The following is a 19,937-nucleotide window of genomic DNA, read 5'->3' as shown; positions in this document are numbered from 1 at the left end:
CGTCACCGTTCCTCTATCCGGTAGTCGTCACGTACGGGGTGGAAGACGTCCAGGCAGCGCACGTCGGTGTGGGCCACCGCGGAGTGCTCGACCCCACCGGGGACCACGACGCTGTCCCCGGGGCCCATCACGAAGACCTCGCCGCCGACCCGCATCTCGAAAGTGCCTTCCAGGCAGTTCACGATCTGCTCGTGCGGGTGACTGTGGCTGGGCACCTCGCTGCCGGCGGTGACGTCCCAGACCGCCACCGTCAGCCGGTCACCGTGGACGAACCGACCGTGGTAGCCGGGGATGAGTTCGGCCGTGGTGCCGGTGGCGGGAGTGAAGTGCAGTTTCCTCGTGGTCATCCGGTTCCCCCTTCCGAAGGGCGTGGCGGGTCACGGCGCGGTCACCAGGCCGTCGACGAGCCGGCCGACCACGTCGAGTTGGTCGCGGTAGTAGAAGTGGCCCCCCGGCAGCACGGTGACCTGCGTCGGGCCGTCGATCAGGTCGGTCCAGGCGGCCAGGTCGCCGGTGGGGCACCTGTCGTCCTGCGCGCCGCCGACGACCACGGCGCGGGTCCGCACCACAGTGGTGGCGGGACGGGTGTCGGAGCCGTACCGCCGGGCGAGCACGAGGTCGTGCCGGATCATCGGCAGGTACAGGGCACGGGCCTCGACGTCGGCGAGGATCTCCCGGGGCAGGTCGCCACTGTCGCCGAGGGCCGCGGCGAGCGCGTCGTCGTCGAGTCGGGTGAGGTCCGGCAGTCCGGCCCGGCGGTGCGGGGGCGGTGCGGCGGAGAGGAACAGGTCCGGGGCGGGTCGGCCACGGTCCTGGAGGGCACCGGCGACCTCGTGGGCGAGCAGGGCGCCGAGGCTGTGCCCGCCGAGGACGAGCCGACGGCCGTCGAGCGCGTCCTGCACCCCGGTGAGGACGTCGGCGAGTTCGGTCACGACGCCGTCCAGGTCGGCGCTGGGCGCCTCCCTCATCCGGGTGCCGTGGCCCGGGTACTCGACAGCCAGGGCGGTGACCCCCTCCGGCAGGGCCGGAACCCAGGACCGGTAGGTGTACGCAGCGCCACCCGCGTGGGGCAGCAGGACCAGCAGGGCGCGCAGCGGGCCGGGTGCCGGGACCACTGCGCACTGCCGCAGCCACCGCGACGGGGGCAGGTCGACGACGGCGGAGTCGTCGCTCAGTCGTAGGTGATCCACTGCACCTCCTCCAGGGCGGCGACGGTGTCGGCCAGGTCGGTGTGGGAGCCGGTGGTGCCGGTCACCGCAGCCGCGTTCGCCGCCGCGCCGAGTCGCCAGTCCGCTGGTTCCCCCGGAGCTGTCAGTACCGTGACCCGCTCGACGTGCGGCATCCGGCGCAGCGCCGACACCCCCTGGATGCCGCGCACCCGTCCGGCCTCCACCGGCGGTACGAGCAGGTAGTGGAACGCGATCGGGCTCTCCGGTGCGGGCCGCCGACGGGCCTCGAACGGGCGGCCCAGCGCGGCCCGGACCGCGACGTCCGCCGGGTCGGCGAAGCCGGACCGGACCGCGAGGTCGTCGACCCAGGCCCCCAGGCGGCCGTTCACCTCGATCACCCGGGGTCCGGCTGCGGTCAGCTTGATCTCGACGTCGGCGATGCCGGTGGTGACGCCGACCGCCTCCACAGCGCGGCAGGCGAGCGCCTCCACCTCGGCGACGAGGGAGTCCTCCACGAACGACCGACCGCCGTAGCCGCCCCGTTCCCGAAACGGCTCGGCCAGGGCGAACTTGCTGGTCACGAACATCGCCTCGGCCCGCCCGGCGGACACCGCGCAGTCCACCGCGATGTAGTCACCCCAGGGTGCGGGGGCCGCCCGGCCGACGAGCAGCTCCTCCAGCATCAGCGCCGACTCGCGGGGGCCCGGCCCGTCACCGGCGAGGGCCCCGGCGACGAACGCGTACGCCTCCGCCGGGGTGTGCACGGCGACGGTGTTCCGGCTCGACGCACCCCGTACCGGCTTCACGACGGCGGGCAGACCGACGTGCCCGACGGCCGCGTCGACCTGCCCGACGTCGGTGATCGTGGCGACCCGGACGGCGTCGACACCCCGTTCGGCGAAGCGCCGACGCTGCACGTCCTTGCGGGTGATCCCGGGCAGGTCGGCGAGGCGGTGGTGGGGCAGGCCGATCCGGTCGGCGAGCCGGGCCGTCGACTCCAACTGGAACTCGCTGAACGTCACGATTCCGGCCGGCCGGTGCGCGCCGACCAGGGAGAGCAGCTCGTCCTCGCCCGCACCGGTGGCGTCGATCGTCTCGCCGAGCATCCGCAGCGTCGGCATCATCAGCTCGGTGTGCGCCTCGGCCTGCCGGTCCCGGGCTCCCCCGGCCAGGGTCTGGGCACCCACCAGGAACACCAACTCGACGTCGTTGGCCTCGGCCGCCCGGGCGATCCTGGTCGGTGCCAGGCTGCCCCGGTCGTAGACGACAAGGAGGGTGTCGCTGTCACTCATCGCAGCACCTCCCCCGCTCCGGCGGGGGCCGGGACGTCGAATCCGCCGGCGGCCCGCGCCCGGACCAGGGCGGCGGCCAGGTCGCTCACGGTCGGGTGCTGGTAGACGACGCGGATCGGCACGTCGAGCACGAACTCCTGTTGCAGGCGGAGGGTGACCTGGGTGGCCACCAGCGAGTCACCGCCCAGCTCGAAGAAGTCGTCGTGGACGCCGAGGTCGTCGGCCCACAGCGCCTCCCGCCAGATCCGGGCCACCGCCCGCTCCGCAGCGGTACGCGGTTGCGCCCCGCCGTCGTCCCCGTCGGGGGTGGCGGTGAGCCCGGCCCGGGTCTGCGCGGCGTCGGGAAGGGCACCCTCGTCGAGCTTGCCGCTGCCGGTGCGGGGCAGCTCGGGAAGGGTCAGGCAGACGGTCGGGACGAGGTACTCCGGTAGCGTCAGGGCACACCAGGCCCGCAGGTCGGCCAGGGGCAGCGGGTGGCCGTCCCCGGTGACCACGAACGCGACGAGCCGGGTGTCGTCCGGCCCGAACGCACGGGCCCGGACCGCGCAGGCGGTGACGTTCGGATGGGCGTCGAGTCGGGCTTGCACCTCACCGGGTTCGATCCGGTGGCCCCGGACCTTCACCTGGGTGTCGATCCTCCCGACGGCCCGTAGTCGGCCGTCCGGCGCCCACCACACCAGGTCGCCGGTGCGGTAGACCGTCTCGCCGGGGGTGGTCGGCGCCCAGGTGTCCGGGACGAACCGCAGGTTGGTCAGCTCGGGTCGGTTGAGGTAGCCACGGGCCGTGCCGCGCCCGCCGATCACCAGCTCACCCGGGACACCGGGGGGAACCAGCCGGTCCCGTGCGTCGACGACGTAGACGGTGGTGTCGTCGACCGGCTCCCCGATCGTCACGTCGGCCGGGTCGGTGATCAGCGCGATGGTGGAGTAGACGGTGGTCTCCGTCGGGCCGTACCCGTTGATCACCTGGCCGGTCACCGCGAGCATCCGGGCGGCGAGGTCCGGGGTCAGCGGCTCCCCGGCGGTCAACGCCCGGAGGCGTTCCCGCCGCCCACCGGGGGTCAGGGCGTCGGTGAGCGGACGCCACGCTGTCGGGGTGGCCTGGACGAACCGCACGTCGTACGCGTCGATCAGCCGGACCGTCTCGGCCGGGTCGCGGCTCTGCTCCCGGGTCGCGACGACGACCCGCGCCCCGTTCACCAACGGCAGGAAGATCTCGACGGTGGAGATGTCGAAGACCGGCGCTGAACTGGCCAGGGCGGTGTCACCGGGCCGCAGCGTCACGTGCCGGCCGACCGAGCGCAGCAGGTTGCCGACCGCCGCCTCGGGTACGGCGACGCCCTTGGGTTCCCCGGTGGAGCCGGAGGTGTAGAGGACGTAGCCGAGCCGCCCGGGGTCGGACGGGTCGGCAGGTGGCGTGTCGGGTCGGGCCGCCAGCTGCTCGCGTGCCTGCTCCGTGCCGAGCCGGACGACGGGCCGACCGGCGACGGCGGCGTCGGGCGTCGCGTCGTCACCCAGGACCACCGCGACGTCGGCGTCGTCCAGCAGGAACGCGATCCGGGCGCTCGGGTACCCCGGGTCGACCGGGAGGTAGCAGCCGCCCGCCTTGAGCACGGCGAGCATGCTCACCACCAGGTCGATGCCGGGGGGCAGGCAGAGGGCGACCCGGACGTCGGTGCCGACGCCCCGGTCGACGAGCAGGTGGGCGAGCCGGTTCGCCCGGGTGTCCAGGTCGCCGTAGGTGACCTCCTCGCCGCCGCAGACCACTGCGGGGCGGGTGGGGTCCCGACGCGCCTGCTCGCTGACGGCCCGGTGGCGTTCGGGTGCCGGTCCGTCGACGGCCCGGTGGGCGGCCTGCCGCCAACGGTGCGGCTGGCGGCGGTCGTCGTCGGTGAGCAGGTCCAGGTCGTACGGGTGGCGTTCCGGCGTACTGTGGATCTCCCGTACGGCCCGGCCGGTCAGCTCGGCCAGCAGGGCCGCCTGCACCGGGTCCACGGCCCCGGCCCGGTACCGCAGTTCCGCCGTCCCGGTGACGGCCAGGGTGATCGGGTCGACGCCCCGGCCGGCACCGGCAGGCCGCGCCGCCGCCAGCGCCGACGCGCAGTGCGCCACCAGGTCGGCGGCGGTCGGGGTGGCGTCCAGGTCGACGTCCACGTCGACGGAGTGCCCGAACCTGTCGACGGGGACGGTGAGGGCCTGCTGCCGGAGGGTGGCGGCCCTGACGACCGCCCAGGCGGCGACCAGGTCCGGGTCCGGGAGGCCGGGCTGCACGGGAAGCGGCGTACGACTGTGGTCCGGCGTCATCGCAGGGCTCCCACCTCGGTGTCGGCGGTCTGAGCGGGCCTGCGCTCGTGGCGGGACCTGACAGTCAGGACCACCGCCGGGGGCAGCAGGAGGAGACCGGTGATGATGATCGACGCGGCAGCGCCGACAGCGTTCGCCACCACCCCGCCGAGCAGCACCCCGACGATCGAGAAGTTGATCATCACCGCGTTGAGCAGGGCGATCCCTCGACCGCGCAGGTCCTCGGGAAGGTCCCGGAGCAGGATGTTCGCCACCGGCACCTGCACCAGGCTCATGGCCAGTCCGGCCAGGGCGCACCAGGAGCAGACGAGTGCCAGGCCGCTGCCCGGCCAACGGTCGTCGATCGGCCACAACACCAGCAGGGAGACCGCGAACAGGGCGACGGCACCGGCCAGCAGCCCGGTCAGCGAGACCCGCCGGACCAGGGTCGGCCCGAGGAACGCCCCGATGACCGCACCGCCGCCGAGCATCGCCTGGGCGAGACCGAACTCGAAGGCGGGCAGGTCGAACCCGGCCAGCAACTGGGTGTTGACGTTCGTGGTGAACAGCCCGATCGCCAGCATCACCGGAACCATCGCCCACGCCACCAGGCGCAGCGACCGGATGCCCAGCACACCGGTGACCCCGGTCCGCAGCGAACTCCAGTACTGTCCCGGCCCGGTCGCGGTGACGGTGGCCGTCTTGAGCACCGCGATGCTGCCCAGCAGGAGCGCGGAGACCACGAAGGACGCCGCGTTGACCACGAACGACAACTTCACCCCGGCCACCAGGATCAGGAAACCGCCGAGCAGCGGGCCGGCCAGGTTCAGGGCCTGGACGGTGCTCTGGAACAGGGCGATGGCGGCGGGGATGCTGTGTCGGCCGACGACCTTGGGGATGGCGGCCATCCGGGCGGTCTCGAAGACCGCCTTGCCCAGCCCCTCGAGGAAGATCAGCAGCAGGAGCAGCCAGGCCGAGTTCACCGCGAAGATCATCGCCAGGACGACCACCATCCGGGCGATGTCCGCGCCGACGAGCAGCAGACGCGGGGACATCCGGTCCACCAGCGGGCCGATGAACGCGCCGAGGACCCCGGACGGCAGCAGCTGCGCGATGACGACGGCGGCGATGAACAGCGCCGGTGAGTCGGTCACGTCGGCAGCCACATAGATCACGGTGACCTTCACGATGCCGTCCCCGAGGAAGGAGATGACCACCGCCAGCCAGTAACGCAGATAGACCCTGTCCCGCAGCAGTTCTCTCACGACTCGTCCCCCAACGCCCGATCGCGGGCCTCGCTCACCGTCCGTGCCACCACTGTGACGTGCGGCCACCGCACCACCGTGTAGTGGTTGCCGGGCGCGTCGACCTCCCGGAACCGTCCCGTCACGAGCGACCGCCACGCGCGGAACGGCTCGGGCTCCTCGGCCTCCGCCCGGACCACCGTCACCGGCCCGCGCAGCGGAGGTGGCTCGTACCGCCAGAGCAGGCGGAGGTTCGCCATCCACATCTCGACGACCGACGCCATCTGCGCCCGCCCGCTGTCGGCAGGCAGGTAGTTCGCCGCCCGGGCGATGCGCAGCAGGTGGTCGACGCGCTCGTCGTCGCTCATCGCCCGCAGGTCCTCGACGGCCGTGTCGCCCTGGTGGTCCCAGCGCAGATTCGCGGCGATCGCCGCGACGATCTCGGCCCGGTCGGGTTCCACCTCCACCGGGGCCGGCGGGTGGGCGTCGACGAGCACCACCGAGGCGGTCTCGCCGACCCGTTCCAGCTCGGCGGCGACGGCGTACGCGTTGGAACCGCCGTAACACCACCCCACCAGCTCGTACGGCCCGGACGGCTGAAGCTCGCGGATCAGCCCGGCGAACGCGGCGGCCCGCTGTTCGAACGTCTCGTACGGGAACCTTCCGTCGACCGGGTCGGGTGAGGCCAGCGCGTACAACGGGCGTTCGGCCGGTTCGACGAGTTCGGTGAACGGCATGTAGCAGACCACCTCGCTACCCGCCGGGTGCACGAAGAAGATCGGGGTCTCGGAGTCCTCACCGGCACGCAGCCGGATCGCGTGGACGTCGCCCTCCGGGCGGAACCCGTCCCGCACCATCCGGGCGAACTGCTCGACGGTCGCCCCCTGGAAGATCGCCGCCATCGGCAGTGTCACCCCGAAGGCGGCCTCCAGTTCGGCCATCAGCCGAAGCACCAGCAGCGAATGCCCGCCCAGGTCGAAGAACCGGTCGTGGACGCCGACCGGCCGGACGTCGAGGACGTCCTCCCAGATCCGGGCGATCCGCAGCTCCAACGGGTTACGTGGGGCGGCGTACCCGCCCGAGGTGCGGTCGGTCGACGGGGCGGGCAGCGACGCGCGGTCCAGTTTGCCGTTCGCCGTCGTCGGCAGGGTGTCCAGCACGACGACAGCGGCGGGCACCATGTAGTCCGGCAGGGTGTCGCGCAGGGACCCGGTCAGCTCCGGCGCGGTGGGCAGCACCTCACCGGCCGGTTCGACGTAGCCGACCAGCCGCGCGTCACCGGCCCGGTCCTCCCGGACGACCACCACTGCCCGCCGTACGCCGGGGTGCCGCTCCAACGCCGACTCGATCTCCCCCAACTCGATCCGGTGCCCGCGCAGCTTCACCTGGTTGTCGTCGCGGCCCAGGAAGACCAGGGTGCCGTCGCGCCGCCACCGGGCCCGGTCACCGGTCCGGTAGAGCATCCCGTCGGTGCCGAACGGGTCGGGCAGGAACCGCTGCGCTGTCAGCTCCGGCGCGCCCCGGTAGCCACGGGCCACGCCCGCCCCGCCGATGTAGAGGTCACCGGGTACGCCGACCGGCACCGGCCGACGCTGCCCGTCCAGCACGTAGACCCGGGTGTTCGCCAACGGCCCACCTATCGACACCGGGCCGCCGTCGGCCGGGACGGGCCAGACGGTGGACCAGATCGTGGTCTCGGTGGGGCCGTACACGTTCCACGCCCGTCCGGGCAGTGCCCCCATCTCGGCGGCCAGGGTGGGCGGCAACGCCTCACCGCCGACGAGCATCCGCAGTTCGGCCGGGTTGCGCCACCCCGCGTCGAGCAGCAGCCGCCAGGTCGTCGGCGTCGCCTGCATCACGGTGGCCCCGCACTCGGCGAGCGCCCGCCCCAGCCGACCGCCCTCCCGGCTGTCCGCGCGCGGAACCACAGTGACAGTCGCCCCGGCCAGCAGCGGCCCGAACAGTTCGAAACCGGCGATGTCGAAGGTGACCGGGGTGACGGCGGCCAGCACCTCACCGGGTGCCAGACCGACCAGGTCGTCGAGGTCCAGCAGGACGTTGGTCAGGTTGCCGTGGGTGATCTCCACCCCCTTCGGGGTCCCTGTCGACCCGGAGGTGTACATCACGTACGCCAGCCGCCGGCCGTCCCCCGAGGCGGACGGCCCCGGCTCCGGCTCCCGCTCCGGCAGGTCGTCAAGGAGGAGCAGCTCGGGTGCGGGGATGGCGTCGCCGTACTCCGCAGTGGTGATCACGACGCGGGCGTCGGAACGCTCGACGATCCCGGCCGACCGGTCCCGTGGGTGCGACGGGTCGAGCGGCAGGTACGCGCCGCCCGCCCAGAGGACACCGAGGAGCGCCGCCACCAGGTCGCAGGAGCGTTCCACCCCGACGCCGACCACCACCTCCGGCCCCACCCCGAGCCCCCGCAGCCGCCGGGCGATCACCGCCGCGCGGTCGACGAGCTGCCGGTACGTCCACCGGTCCACACCGCACCGGACCGCCACCGCGTCGGGGGTCCGCACCGCCTGCTCACGGACCAGCCTGTCGACGGTGGCCGTGGGATCCCTGTCGACGGCCGTCGCGTTCCACTCCACCACCATCCGGTGGACCTGGTCGGGGCGGGTCAGCAGGTAGTCGTCGACGGCCCGACCCGGGTCCACGACGAGCTGTTCCAGCAGCTGGACGACCTGCTCACCGATCCGCTCCACGGTGTCGGCGTCGAACAGGTCGGTGTTGTACTCCAGCAGCACGTAGAAGTGGTCGTCGCCGAGGGACCTGTCGTCGAAGACCCCGAGGGTGATGTCGTCCTTCGCCGTGAGGTTGTCCAACATGACCGTCTCGACGTGCAGTCCGTCCAGCGGCACCCGCTCCTCGTGGACGAAGTCGACGTAGATGAAGGTCGACTGGTAGATCGGGTTCCGACTGGGGTCCCGGTGCACGTCGAGCGCGTCCAGGAGCACCCCGAACGGCACGTCGTGATGGTCGAAGGCCCCCAGGACCGCCGTCCGGGCCTCGCCGAGCAGATCCCGGAAGCTCATCTCCGGTCGTACCCGCACCCGCAGCGGCAGCATGGTGAGGAAGTAGCCGATCATCGACTCGGTCTCCGGTCGTCCCCGGGTCGACGAGGTCGTGGCGACCACGATGTCGTCCTGCCCGGAGAGCCGGTGCAGCAGCAGCTGCCAGGCGGCCAGGAGGGCGACGTTCACAGTCACGTTCTCCGCGCGGGCCAGCTCCCGGATGGCGGTGGTGAGCTCGGCGGTGAGTCGGAACTGGTGGCGGGCGCCGTGGAACGTCTGGACCGGTGGGCGCGGCCGGTCGGTGGGCAGTTCCAGGGCGGGTGCGGCACCGGCGAGGCGGTCCCGCCAGTACGGCAGGTGCCGGGTAGCCACCTCCCGGCTCAGCCAGTCGGGCTGCCACTCGGCGTAGTCGCCGTAGTGCAGCCGCACCGGTGGCAGGGTGTGGGGACGCCCGGTGGCGTGCGCGTTGTACAGCTCGGGGAACTCGGCGTTGAACACGGTGAGCGAGGCCCGGTCCCAGACCATGTGGTCGACGGTGCCGACGAGGAGGTGTTCGTCGTCGGCCGTGCGGAGCAGGCGGACCCGCAGCAGCGGGCAGACCGTCAGGTCGAACGGCGTACGGATCTCGTCGAGCGCGTGGCGCTGCGCCACCTCCTCCCGCTGCCGCACCGGAACCTGCCGCAGGTCGGTCACGACCACGTCGGCGCGGGCGTGCTCGTGGACGACAGCCCGGGGCCGCCCCTCCACCGCCACGAAGGTGGTCCGCAGTGGTTCGTGCCGGGCGACGAAGTCGTCCACCGCCCGGCGTACCGCGTCGACGTCGAGCTTCCCGGTCAGCCGCGCGGCGAAGAAGATGTTGTACGCCGGGTCGTCCGGGTCGAACTGGTGGATCAGCCAGATCCGCTCCTGGTCGACTGTGGGTACGTGCCCGCCGAGGTCCGGTCGCCGGCTGATCGGCGGCACCTGGGGAGCCTGGGCACCCCTGTCCCGGAGCCGGCGGTCGAGCACCGCCCGCTGCGCCGGGGTCAGCTGGGCCAGCCGTTGCGTCAGGTCGGTCATGCGGTACCCCGTGGATGCTGGTAGCGGTTCTTCAGCTCGGTCAGGTGGGTGAGGCCCTCGATCACCAGGTCGGGTGCCACCCCGAAGTCCACGAGGCAGGCCACCTCGTCGACGTCCAGGTCGACCAGGTCCTCGACGAAGCTCTCACCGGTCTCCGCTGTACCGAGCAGGGCCAGGTGGTCGAAGTACCTGTCGAAGGTGGCGGAGAGCATCACCTCCCGCTCGGCTTCGGAGAGCACCGCGTACCCGCTGTCGGTGCTGTCCTGCTGACGCAGGAAGGTGCCGAGGTAGTCGATCAGCGGTCGGCGGACGACCTCGCGCACCTCGTCCAGGTCGGAGCCGAGGAAGGTGTGCACCATCGCGGTGACCACCCCGGTCTCCGGGTCGTACCCGGCGTCGGCGCGTGCCTTCCGGTAGGCGGCGATCTTCGTCCTGACCTGTTCCGGCTGCTGCGCGACCAGACCGGTGAGCAGGTTCGCACCGGCCCGTCCGGCCTGCACGAACGTGTCGGTGCTGCCCTGCGAGGAGACCCAGACCGGAAGCCGCGGCTGGATCGGACGTGGCAGGGTCCGGACCGCGGTCGGGGTGCCTGTCACCCCGGGCACCTCGACGGTCTCGCCGGCCCACAACCGCTGCACCGTCGCGAGCCGATCGAACATGACGGCCTTGCGGTCCCGGTAGGTCTGGGCACCGTCGCCGGGGGCGAGGACGAAGTCGTCGGGGTGCCATCCGGAGGCGGCCGAGATGGCCACCCGCCCCCGGGAGAGGTTGTCCACCACCGACCACTCCTCGGCGATCCGGGCCGGGTGGTGCAGTGGCAGCGCCACGCTGCCGGCCCGGATCTGGATCCGCTCGGTGACGACGGCCAGCGCGGCGGCGAGCACCGACGGGTTGGGGTAGAGACCACCGAAGTCGACGAAGTGCCGTTCCGGCACCCAGATCCCGGCGAACCCCGCCCGGTCGGCGATCCGGGCGCACTCCAGCAACAGGTCGTAACGGTTCTCCTCGACGCTCGACCCGTCCCCGGAGAAGAAGAAGACGCTGAATTCCATGGTGCTGTCGGGACGGCGGCGACGGCGTCCGACGGTCGGTCCGGTCGGCTGCGGGGTGCCCGGCTCCGGTTCCACGGCTGCCGCCCGCTCCCGGCGGCGGCGCTCGAAGACGGCACGCTGCTGCGGGGTCAGGGTGGCCAGCCGCTGTCGGAGCGCGGTGTCGACGGCGATCTCCTCAGCCATTGTCGGCCGCCAGCAGCGCCTCAAGTTCCTCTGGTGACATGGCCTCGACCTCGTCAAGCATGCTCGCGATCTCCTCGTCGGCCAGCGATCGGGTCTGCTGCGTCCGGATGGCGGCGGCCAGACCCGCCACGGACGGTGCATCGAAGATCACGCTCATCGGCAACGGGCCGAAGATCTGTCGGAGCCGGGCGACCACCTGGATGGCGAAGAGCGAGTTGCCGCCGACGGTGTAGAAGTCGGTGTCCGGGTCGTCGAGGGTGACCCCGAGGACCTCCCGCCACACCGTCGCGATCTGCTGGGCCACCTCGTCGTCAGGCCACAGCCGGGCCGGGTCCCAGTCCGGGTCGGCCGCCTCGTCCGGTGCCACGACCGCCGAGGCGAACCCGGCGGCGGTCAGCTGCCGTTGCTCGGTGAGCACGTCCCGCAGGTCCCGGGTCGAGACCAGCACCGACGGGAGTCCACCGGCCACCGCCGCGCCGGTGCGTTCCCACCCTTCGGCGACCGGGATGCCGTACCGCTCACGCTGCCGCCGGTAGTCGGCCCGGATCTCGGGCAGCTCCGCCATCTGCTCCTCGAACCAGTCGTCCCACGCCCACTGTCCCCAGTGCACCGCGGTGACGGGGCGTCCGGGCGCGGTGCGCGCCTGGGCGTACGTCTCCAGGAAGGTCGCCACCGCGCAGTTCTCCAGCTGCCCGAAGCCGCCGACCACGCCGGTGATGGAGGATCCGAGCACCAGGAACCCGTGGGGGCGGTCACCTGCCACCCGGTCCAGGGCGGCACCCAGCAACGCCACACTGCGCACCCTGGCGTCCACGGTGGCGGTGACGTCGGTCGCCGACTTCATGGCGACCATGCCGGAGGCCCGGTCGTCGAGCAGGTGGAACACCCCGTCGAGTCGACCCAGCCGGACCAGCGCCTCCTGGACCACTGCGGTCACCTGCACGCCGTCGAGGAGGTCGGCGGTGAGCACCGTCAGCCGATCCCCGGCCCGCTCCCGCAGGGCGGTGAGCCCGTCCGGCCGGTCCGCCGCCGATGCGACCCGACCCGTCACACCGACCACCCGGGCACCCCGGGCGGTCAACTCCTCGGCCACCATCAGCCCGGTCCGGGTACCCACGCCGAACAGCAGGTAGGCACCGTCCGGACGCCACACCCCCGCGCCGCCCGGCAACTCGACCGGGGCGAACGCCCGCCGCCACCGGAAACCGTCGCGGTAGGCGACGAACGACTCGTCGGCGCAGACAGTGGCCCGCACCTCGCCGTGCAGCGTCGCGGCCAGGTCGTCCCAGCCGTCCTGCGCGTCGGCAGGTGGCAGTTCCACGTCGACGGCGCGGCAGCTCAGGCCGGTGAACTCCTGCGGCAGCACAGTCACCGCACCGTGGACGGTGGCCCGTTCGGGGCGGACCGGGACGGACCCGGCGACCTCCTGCAACCGGTCGGTCAGCACGACGACACCGAGCCCGTCCACGTGGCCGAGTTCGTTGAGCGCCTGCGTCACAGCGACCAGGTCTCGCAGCCCGTCGCTGTGGACGCGGCCGAGGGAGGCGACCGAACCGCTCGCGCCATTCGCGCCGCCCGCACTGCCAGCACCGCCCGCACCGCCCGCACCGTCCGCGCCCGTCATGGTCTCCGCGCCGAGGATCGTCCCGGCGTACAGCACCCGGCTCGGTAGGCGGCCCGCGTCGGCCAGTGCCTGGACCAGGCGTCGGGGCTCGTCCGGATCCGTGGTCAGGGCAGCCGCCGTCACCGACTCGACGTCGTCTCCGGCGGCCCGCAGCAGCCCACCGATCCGCCGGGCGAGCCCGGCGGCGTCCTCCACCACGAGCCAGGTCTGCGGCGTCCCCACCGGGTCGGCGGACCGGCGGCCACCGCGATGCCACACCGGCGCGTACGTCCAGCGTGACGGCGCGGCGGGCTCGTCGGTCGGTGCCTCACCGACACGGGGGCGGGGCAGGACGTGTTCCCGGCCGTCGAACTCCACGCCGGGCAGCGGCACCACCCGGCCCGTCGCGCCCCGGACCGACCAGTCGATCTCCACACCGGTCCGCCACAGCGCGGCGACCGGCGACGTCGGCCGGTCGCGGCGTCCGAGCAGCGGCACGAGGGCGGAGGTCGTACCGGTCAGTCTGGCCATCGCGGTCAGCGCCGACCCGGGTCCCGCCTCCACCAGCACCCGTCGACAGTCGGTGTCGAGGAGCCCGGACAGCCCGTCGGCGAAACGGACCGGCCGACGCAGGTGCGTCACCCAGTAGTCCGGGGAGGTGGCCTGCTCGGCGGTGAGCAGCCGACCTGTCACGTTCGACACCAGCGGGCGGGTCGGCGCGTTGCGGGTGACGTCGGCGACGACGGCCGCGAAGTCGGCCAGGACCGGATCCATCGACGGGGTGTGGAAGGCGTGGGAGGTCGCCAACGGGCGGACCGGCACGTTCCGGGCGGCGAGCAGCCGTTCGGCGGCGGCGATCTCCTCCCCGGTGCCGGCCAGGACGCACAGGTGCGCGCCGTTGACGGCGGCGATCGTGCCGTGGCCCCGGACCACTGTGTCGAGTTCCTCGGGGCCGAGCGCCACCGAGATCATCCGGCCCGGGGCGGCCCGTTGGACCAGAGCCCCCCGGGCGGCGACGACCCGGGCCGCACCCGGCAGTGTGAACACCCCGGCCAGGCAGGCCGCCACGTACTCACCGAGGCTGTGTCCGATCATCGCGGCCGGTTCGATCCCGGCGTGCAGCAGCAGTCGGCCCGTCGCGTACCCGACGGCGAACACTGTGGGTTGGGTGTACTCGGTCTGCCGGAGCAGCTCCTCGTCGTCGCCGAAGGCCACCTCACGGACGTCGAACCGCAGATGCGGCCGGAAGGCGTCGGCGCAGTCCTCCATCGCCTGCCGGAACACCGGCTCGTCGCGGTAGAGGTCGGCGCCCATCCCGGCGTACTGGCTGCCCTGCCCCGGGAACATCAGGACGACCTCGGGTGGCCGGTCGTCATCGGTGCCGACGGTGGACACGTCCTGCGCGGTGAGCCCGGACAGGGCGTCGACGGCCTCGTCGAGGTCACGGGCCACCACGCAGGCGCGGGCCGTCAGCGGGCGACGCCGCCGCTGGAGGGTGTACGCCAGGTCGGTGAGGGAGACCCGGTCCGCTCCGGCGAGCACGGCCGCCGTCCTACCGGCGGTGGAGAGCAACCCCTCGACGGTACGCCCCGACAGCGGCAGCACCCGCACCCCGACACCGTCGTCGGTGGTCTCCGCGTGGGTGGGTGCCGCCTGGAGCACCAGGTGGGCGTTGGTGCCGCCGACGCCGAAGGCGCTGACTCCGGCCCGACGGGGTGCCCCGGGCGGCGGGGCGGGCCACGCCGTCGGCTCGCCGCTGACCCGGAACAGCTCCGGCTTCAGGTTCAGGTGTGGGCTGGGCGTACGGAAGTGGGCGGTGCCCGGGACCACCCCGTGGCGCAGCGCCAGGACCGTCTTGATCAGGGCGGCGACCCCGGCTGCGGCGTCCAGGTGGCCGATGTTCGACTTGACGCTGCCCAGCAGGCACGGCTCGGTCCTCGGGGCACGGGCGAACACCTCGGTCAGCGCCCGCACCTCGATCGGGTCGCCGAGCAGGGTCCCGGTGCCGTGTGCCTCGACGTACTGGACGTCGGCCGGGGAGACGGCGGCGACGGCCAGGGCCTCGTCGATCACCGCAGACTGTCCGGTGCTGGACGGCGCGGTGAAGCCGACCTTCCTCCCGCCGTCGTTGTTCACCGCCGAACCGATGATCAGGGCGTCGACGTGGTCGCGGTCGGCGAGGGCGTCCGCCAACCGCTTGAGCACCACGACGCCGACCCCGTCCCCGGAGACGGTGCCTGCGGCGTCGCCGTCGAACGGGCGGCACATCCCGTCCGGGGACAGGATCGAGCCCTCCTCGTACCGGTAACCACGCCGGTCCAACAACCGGACCGCCGCACCACCGGCGAGGGCGGTGTCGCACTCGCGGGTGAGCAGGCTCTGCACCGCGAGGTGCACGGCGACCAGTGAGGAGGAGCAGGCGGTCTGCACGGTGAGGCTGGGACCGGTCAGGTTCAACCGGTACGACACCCGCAGCGCCAGCATCCCCGGATCGGTGCCGATCGCCCGCTGCAACTCGTCGGACCCCCGCCCCCCGGTGCCCTGGGGGAGGATCCGCTGCTCCAGGTAGGCGCTGGACGGGGCGCTCAGGAACACCCCGATCGGGGCGGCGGCGTCGCCGGGCGGGTACCCGGCCCGTTCCAACGCCTGCCAACAGGCCTGGAGGGCGAGCCGGTGCTGCGGGTCCATCATCGCCGCCTCGGCGGGCGAGTAGCCGAAGAAGGCGGCGTCGAACCGGTCCCACCCGTCGACCCGATAGCCGACCGGGACGTACCCGTCGGCGTCGATCTCGTGTTCGGACACCCCGGCGGCGAGGAGTTCGTCGCGGCTGAACCGGGTCGCGGCGACGCCACCGTCGACCACCAACCGCCAGAACGCGTCGACGTCAGGTGCTCCGGGGAACCGGCCGCTCATGCCGATGACGGCGACGGCGTCGTCCGGGTTCATGACCGCACCTGCGCCACCGTCACGGCGTCCGCCTCGCGGGCCAGCGAACGGACGGTCGACGCGTCGAAGATCGACCGTAGCGACACCGGCATCCCCCACCGCTCCTGCGCCAGGGCGGCCACCTGCACGGCCAGCATCGAATGCCCTCCCAGCTCGAAGAAGTCGTCGTCCAGGCCCACCCGGTCCAGGCCCAGGACTTCGGCGAAGATCTCGGCGAGCCGCTGCTGCGCCGGTGACGACGGGGCGACCAGCGGCGTGGACAGCCCCGGGCGTTCCCCGGTCACGGCGGGCAGGGCGCTGACGTCGACCTTCCCGTTCGCCGTCAACGGCATCGCGTCCAGCACCACGTACGCCGCCGGCAGCATGTAGTCCGGAAGGGTGCGGCCCAGATGAGCCCGCAGGTCCGGCGGGGCCGGTGCCGCCGGACCGCCGGGGACCAGGTAGGCGACCAGGCGGGGTTCGGCGGCACCGTCCGGGTCGAGGACCACCACGGCCTCGTGCACCCCGGGATGGGTACGCAGCCGGGCCTCGATCTCACCCAGCTCGATCCGGTGGCCGCGCAGCTTCACCTGGTGGTCCAGCCTGCCCAGGTACTCCAGTTCCCCGTCCGGCCGCACCAGGGCTCGGTCCCCCGAACGGTAGAGCCGGGTGCCGTCGGGGCCGTCGACGAACCGGGCGGCGGTCAGCTCCGGCCGACCCACGTAGCCCCGGGCCACCCCGGCACCCCCGACGTGGAGTTCACCGGGTTCACCGGGCGCGACGCCGTGACCGTCCGGGTCGAGGACGACCGCCGTCCACCTGTGCAGTGGCCGTCCGATCAGGCTGGCCTCGGGCTCGGCCAGGTCGGCCGTGGTGATCCGCCGCCACGTGCTGTGCACAGTGGTCTCGGTGATGCCGTACATGTTGACGAGGGCGGGCTGCTCGTCACCGTGCCGTCGCAACCAGGGGGCGACCATGCCCGGGGTGAGCGACTCACCGGCGAAGATCAGCCACCGGAGGGTACGGACCGGTGCCGGTGCCGTGTCCTGCTCGTAGCGGGACAGTTGGCGGAACGCGGCGGGTGTCAGGTTGACCACCGTCACGCCCTCCCGGGCGAGCAGGGCGTGGAAGTCCGCAGGCGACCGGCGTACCTCGTTCGGGACGACGACCAGTCGGGCACCGTGCAGCAGCGCCCCCCACATCTCCCACACCGAGACGTCGAAGGCCAGCGACGCGAACAGGGTCCACACGTCGTCGGGGCCGAACCCGAACCGGGCGCTCGTGCTGCCCACCAGCGCCGCCACGTTGCCGTGTTCGACCATGACGCCCTTCGGCGTGCCGGTCGACCCGCTGGTGTAGACGATGTACGCGAGGTGCTCCGGCCGTACCTCCACCGGCGGGGGCGACACCACGTCGGCGGCGGCCCCGCCGTGTCCGTCGTGGACGTCGTGGACGTCGTCGTGGTCGTGGTCGTGGTCGAGGACGTGGTCGTGGTCGTGGTCGTGGTCGTGGTCGTGGTCGTCGAGCAGGATCGACCGCTCGACACCGAACGTCCGGTCCCGCTGGTCGGTGACGAGCAGGGTCGCGCCCGAGTCGCCGCAGACGAAGGCCAACCTGTCGTCCGGGTGCTCCGGGTCGAGCGGCACGTACGCCCCACCCGCCTTCAGCACGCCGAGCAGCGCGACGACCGCCCCGACCGACCGTTCGACACAGACGGCGACGGGCACCTCCGGCCCCACCCCGAGCCGGCGCAGCCGGTCGGCCAGGGCGTCGGCCCGCCGGTCCAGTTGCCGGTAGGTGGTGTCCCGGCCGTCGTGGGTGACCGCGACGGCGTCCGGCCGGGCGCGCACCTGCCGGGAGAACAGCTCATGGATGCAGGCCCGTAGTCCCGGCTCCAACCGCGTCATCATCGCTCCACGTGTTCGGGTTCGTCGGATCCGGCCGGACCGCCGAGGTCCACGACCGCCGTCGGGTCCGCCACGAGCGCCGCCAGTCGAGCGCGGTAGTCGTGCAGGAGCGCGGTGGCGGTCTCACGGGTGTACAGCTCGGCGTCGTACTCCAGTTCCAGCCGCAGCGCCGATGCGGTGGCGACTGCGTAGAGGCTCAGGTCGTACTTGGCAGTCCCCGGCGGTCGGGTCACGGTGAGGGCGGTGTCGGCGAGCCCCGCGAAGCGGACCGGAGCAGCGCTGACCTGGTACGACAACATGACAGTGAGCGGCCGTACGGTCCGGCGGGTCAGGAGGCGGGCCAGGTCCTCGAAGGGGACGTCCTGCCGTTCCAGGGCACGCCACGCCGCCTCGGCCGCAACCGCGATCAGGCGGCTGCCGGTGCTGCCGTCGGGCACCGTGACGGCCACCGGCACCATGTTGACGAAGCAGCCCACCATGTCCTGCCACTGTGGGCGCAGACGCCCGGCGGCGGGCGTCCCCACCACCACGTCGGGACGGCCCACGGCCCGGCGAAGGACCACCGCGAGGGCGGCGAGCAGCACCGCGAACGCTGTCACCCGGTGCTGCCGTGCCAGGCTGCGGACCTCCACCGTCAACCGTTCGTCGAGCGTCACGGCCACCGCGTCGCCCCGGAACTGCGGGAACCGGGGGCGGGGAAAGTCAGTCGGCAGGTCCAGCGGGAACGGCATCCCGGACAGCTCCGCGGCCCGCTCGGCGGTCGCCTTCCGTCTGGCCTGCGAGGTGGCCGCCGTCGCGTCGGCCCGCGCGAAGTCCGCGTACTGCCGGGCGGGCGGCCGGGGCGACGCCGGACCGGATCCGACGTGCCGGCCGTACCGCGCACCGAGTTCCCGGGCGAGCAGGTCGAGGGTCAGACCGTCCACGGCGATGTGCTGGAACGTGCTGATCAGGGTGTGTCGGTCGGGCGCGCGGCGTACCAGGAGGAACCTGACGGGCAGCTCCTGCTCCAGCCGGAACGGGATCCGCGCCTGTGCCTCGGCCAGCCGGTCCACCTCGGCGTCCGAGTCGACGTGGACCTGCGGCAGGTCGGCCGGCACCGCCGGGCGGACCGCCACCGACGGCACCCCGGAGCGGGCCGGATAGCAGGACCGCAGGACGTCGTACCGGGCGAGGAGATCGGTCAGCGCCGCGTGCAGGGCCTCGACGACGAGGGGGCCGGTCAGGTCGAGCCGGGTCGGCACGTTGTAGAGGGTCGAGGAGGGGGCCACCTGCTGCATGAACCAGATGCGCCGCTGGGCCCCGGAGAGCGGCACCGGCCCCGCGTCGGTGCCGGGCTCGTCGCGGTCAGCCGTCGCGGCGGCGGTACGCCCGACCAGCGCCGTCTGCACCAGGACGCCGAGGGCGGCCACTGACTTCGCGGCCGCGACCTCCCGCTGGGACACATCAATCCCGAAAACGGCGTTGATCTCACTCGCGGTATCCGCAGAAATCGTCACCGGGACACTTCCGCCGACGATTCGATGGATTTCCTCCAGCACATAGCTGGAGACTTCCAAGCATGGCTCAACCACGCGCGGCCTCCCCCCGTCACCCGCCGGAAGGGAGCCTCGCACACCTGTCTCATCTCAAGCAAGCACTTACACCCGCCAATTGATCGAGACTGGGGTGACGGTGCCGCGCCGCCGACGACCACCGGCGCAACGACGGAGCGTACACCCATGATCACCGCAGGGTCAGCTCGGCGAGGGGTGAGCAGCGTGGCCGCCAGGACATCGCCGGGCACTCCACAATCGAGCGGAGAGTGTTCGAGGCATCACTGTCCGTTTCACTCGCTCGCATGACCACCCTCGGGTGGCGCACCGCGCGGCCAGGTCTGGACCGCCAAGCGCACAGGGGGCCCAACCTCGCAGGGGCAGGCGGAATTGCCGGTCGGGTAATCACCAAGGCAGGTGGCATGAAGTCGCGACGCGTGAACCTCACTTCCGGCGGACTGACGTCGGACCTGCGCCCCCTGCGCGACCCTCTCGGCAATCCCGCTCTGCGCAGACCACTGCCCACCCGGGAGCACGACGTCAGGAACCGCCTGAACCGGGACCTGACGAGCCTCGTCGCCGCAATGCAGGCCGGCAGGGAGTCGACCGCGTGGGCGCCAGACCCCGCCCACACCGCGCCACACAATCGTCCGACATCAATATCAAATAATT

The 19,937-nt window shown here is 72.8% G+C and carries 10 protein-coding genes; all 10 read right to left on the bottom strand.

Annotation, left to right across the window (positions count from 1 at the left end; genetic code table 11):
• Positions 1 to 2 precede the first annotated feature (2 nt).
• From ABT336_RS02745 to ABT336_RS02700, 10 genes are read right to left on the bottom strand one after another with little or no spacing between them, the layout of a single operon-like run.
• Positions 3 to 347: a cupin domain-containing protein gene (locus ABT336_RS02745; RefSeq protein WP_350894745.1), complete on the bottom strand. Its 345-nt coding sequence runs from the start codon at positions 345 to 347 to the stop codon at positions 3 to 5.
• Positions 348 to 377: 30 nt separating this feature from the next.
• A complete protein-coding gene (locus ABT336_RS02740) occupies positions 378 to 1,190 on the bottom strand; it encodes a thioesterase II family protein (protein WP_350894744.1) in 813 nt (270 codons plus the stop codon).
• On the bottom strand, positions 1,172 to 2,461 hold the full coding sequence (locus ABT336_RS02735) for an ATP-grasp domain-containing protein (protein WP_350894743.1): 1,290 nt from the start codon (positions 2,459 to 2,461) through the stop codon (positions 1,172 to 1,174). The genes ABT336_RS02740 and ABT336_RS02735 overlap by 19 nt, the downstream gene beginning before the upstream one ends.
• A complete protein-coding gene (locus ABT336_RS02730) occupies positions 2,458 to 4,764 on the bottom strand; it encodes a non-ribosomal peptide synthetase (RefSeq protein WP_350894742.1) in 2,307 nt (768 codons plus the stop codon). Before ABT336_RS02730 ends, ABT336_RS02735 begins: the two co-directional genes overlap by 4 nt.
• Positions 4,761 to 6,008, bottom strand: coding sequence for an MFS transporter (locus ABT336_RS02725; protein WP_350894741.1), 1,248 nt, complete (start codon positions 6,006 to 6,008; stop codon positions 4,761 to 4,763). The genes ABT336_RS02730 and ABT336_RS02725 overlap by 4 nt, the downstream gene beginning before the upstream one ends.
• Positions 6,005 to 10,063 (bottom strand): non-ribosomal peptide synthetase, encoded by a 4,059-nt coding sequence (locus ABT336_RS02720; protein WP_350894740.1) that lies wholly within the window; start codon positions 10,061 to 10,063, stop codon positions 6,005 to 6,007. The genes ABT336_RS02725 and ABT336_RS02720 overlap by 4 nt, the downstream gene beginning before the upstream one ends.
• Positions 10,060 to 11,298 carry a MupA/Atu3671 family FMN-dependent luciferase-like monooxygenase gene (locus ABT336_RS02715; RefSeq protein ID WP_350894739.1) on the bottom strand — a complete coding sequence of 413 codons (1,239 nt, stop codon included), beginning with the start codon at positions 11,296 to 11,298 and terminating at the stop codon, positions 10,060 to 10,062. The genes ABT336_RS02720 and ABT336_RS02715 overlap by 4 nt, the downstream gene beginning before the upstream one ends.
• Positions 11,291 to 15,847: a type I polyketide synthase gene (locus tag ABT336_RS02710; protein ID WP_350894738.1), complete on the bottom strand. Its 4,557-nt coding sequence runs from the start codon at positions 15,845 to 15,847 to the stop codon at positions 11,291 to 11,293. Before ABT336_RS02710 ends, ABT336_RS02715 begins: the two co-directional genes overlap by 8 nt.
• Positions 15,844 to 17,733, bottom strand: coding sequence for an amino acid adenylation domain-containing protein (locus ABT336_RS02705; RefSeq protein ID WP_350894737.1), 1,890 nt, complete (start codon positions 17,731 to 17,733; stop codon positions 15,844 to 15,846). The genes ABT336_RS02710 and ABT336_RS02705 overlap by 4 nt, the downstream gene beginning before the upstream one ends.
• Positions 17,733 to 19,175, bottom strand: coding sequence for a condensation domain-containing protein (locus ABT336_RS02700; protein WP_350894736.1), 1,443 nt, complete (start codon positions 19,173 to 19,175; stop codon positions 17,733 to 17,735). Before ABT336_RS02700 ends, ABT336_RS02705 begins: the two co-directional genes overlap by 1 nt.
• Positions 19,176 to 19,937: the final 762 nt, after the last annotated feature.

The organism is Micromonospora sp. NPDC000207 (assembly GCF_040300925.1).
Taxonomy (GTDB): Bacteria; Actinomycetota; Actinomycetes; order Mycobacteriales; family Micromonosporaceae; genus Micromonospora.
Note: the sequence above shows the minus strand (reverse complement) of the source record. Positions and strands in the feature narration are given on the sequence as shown.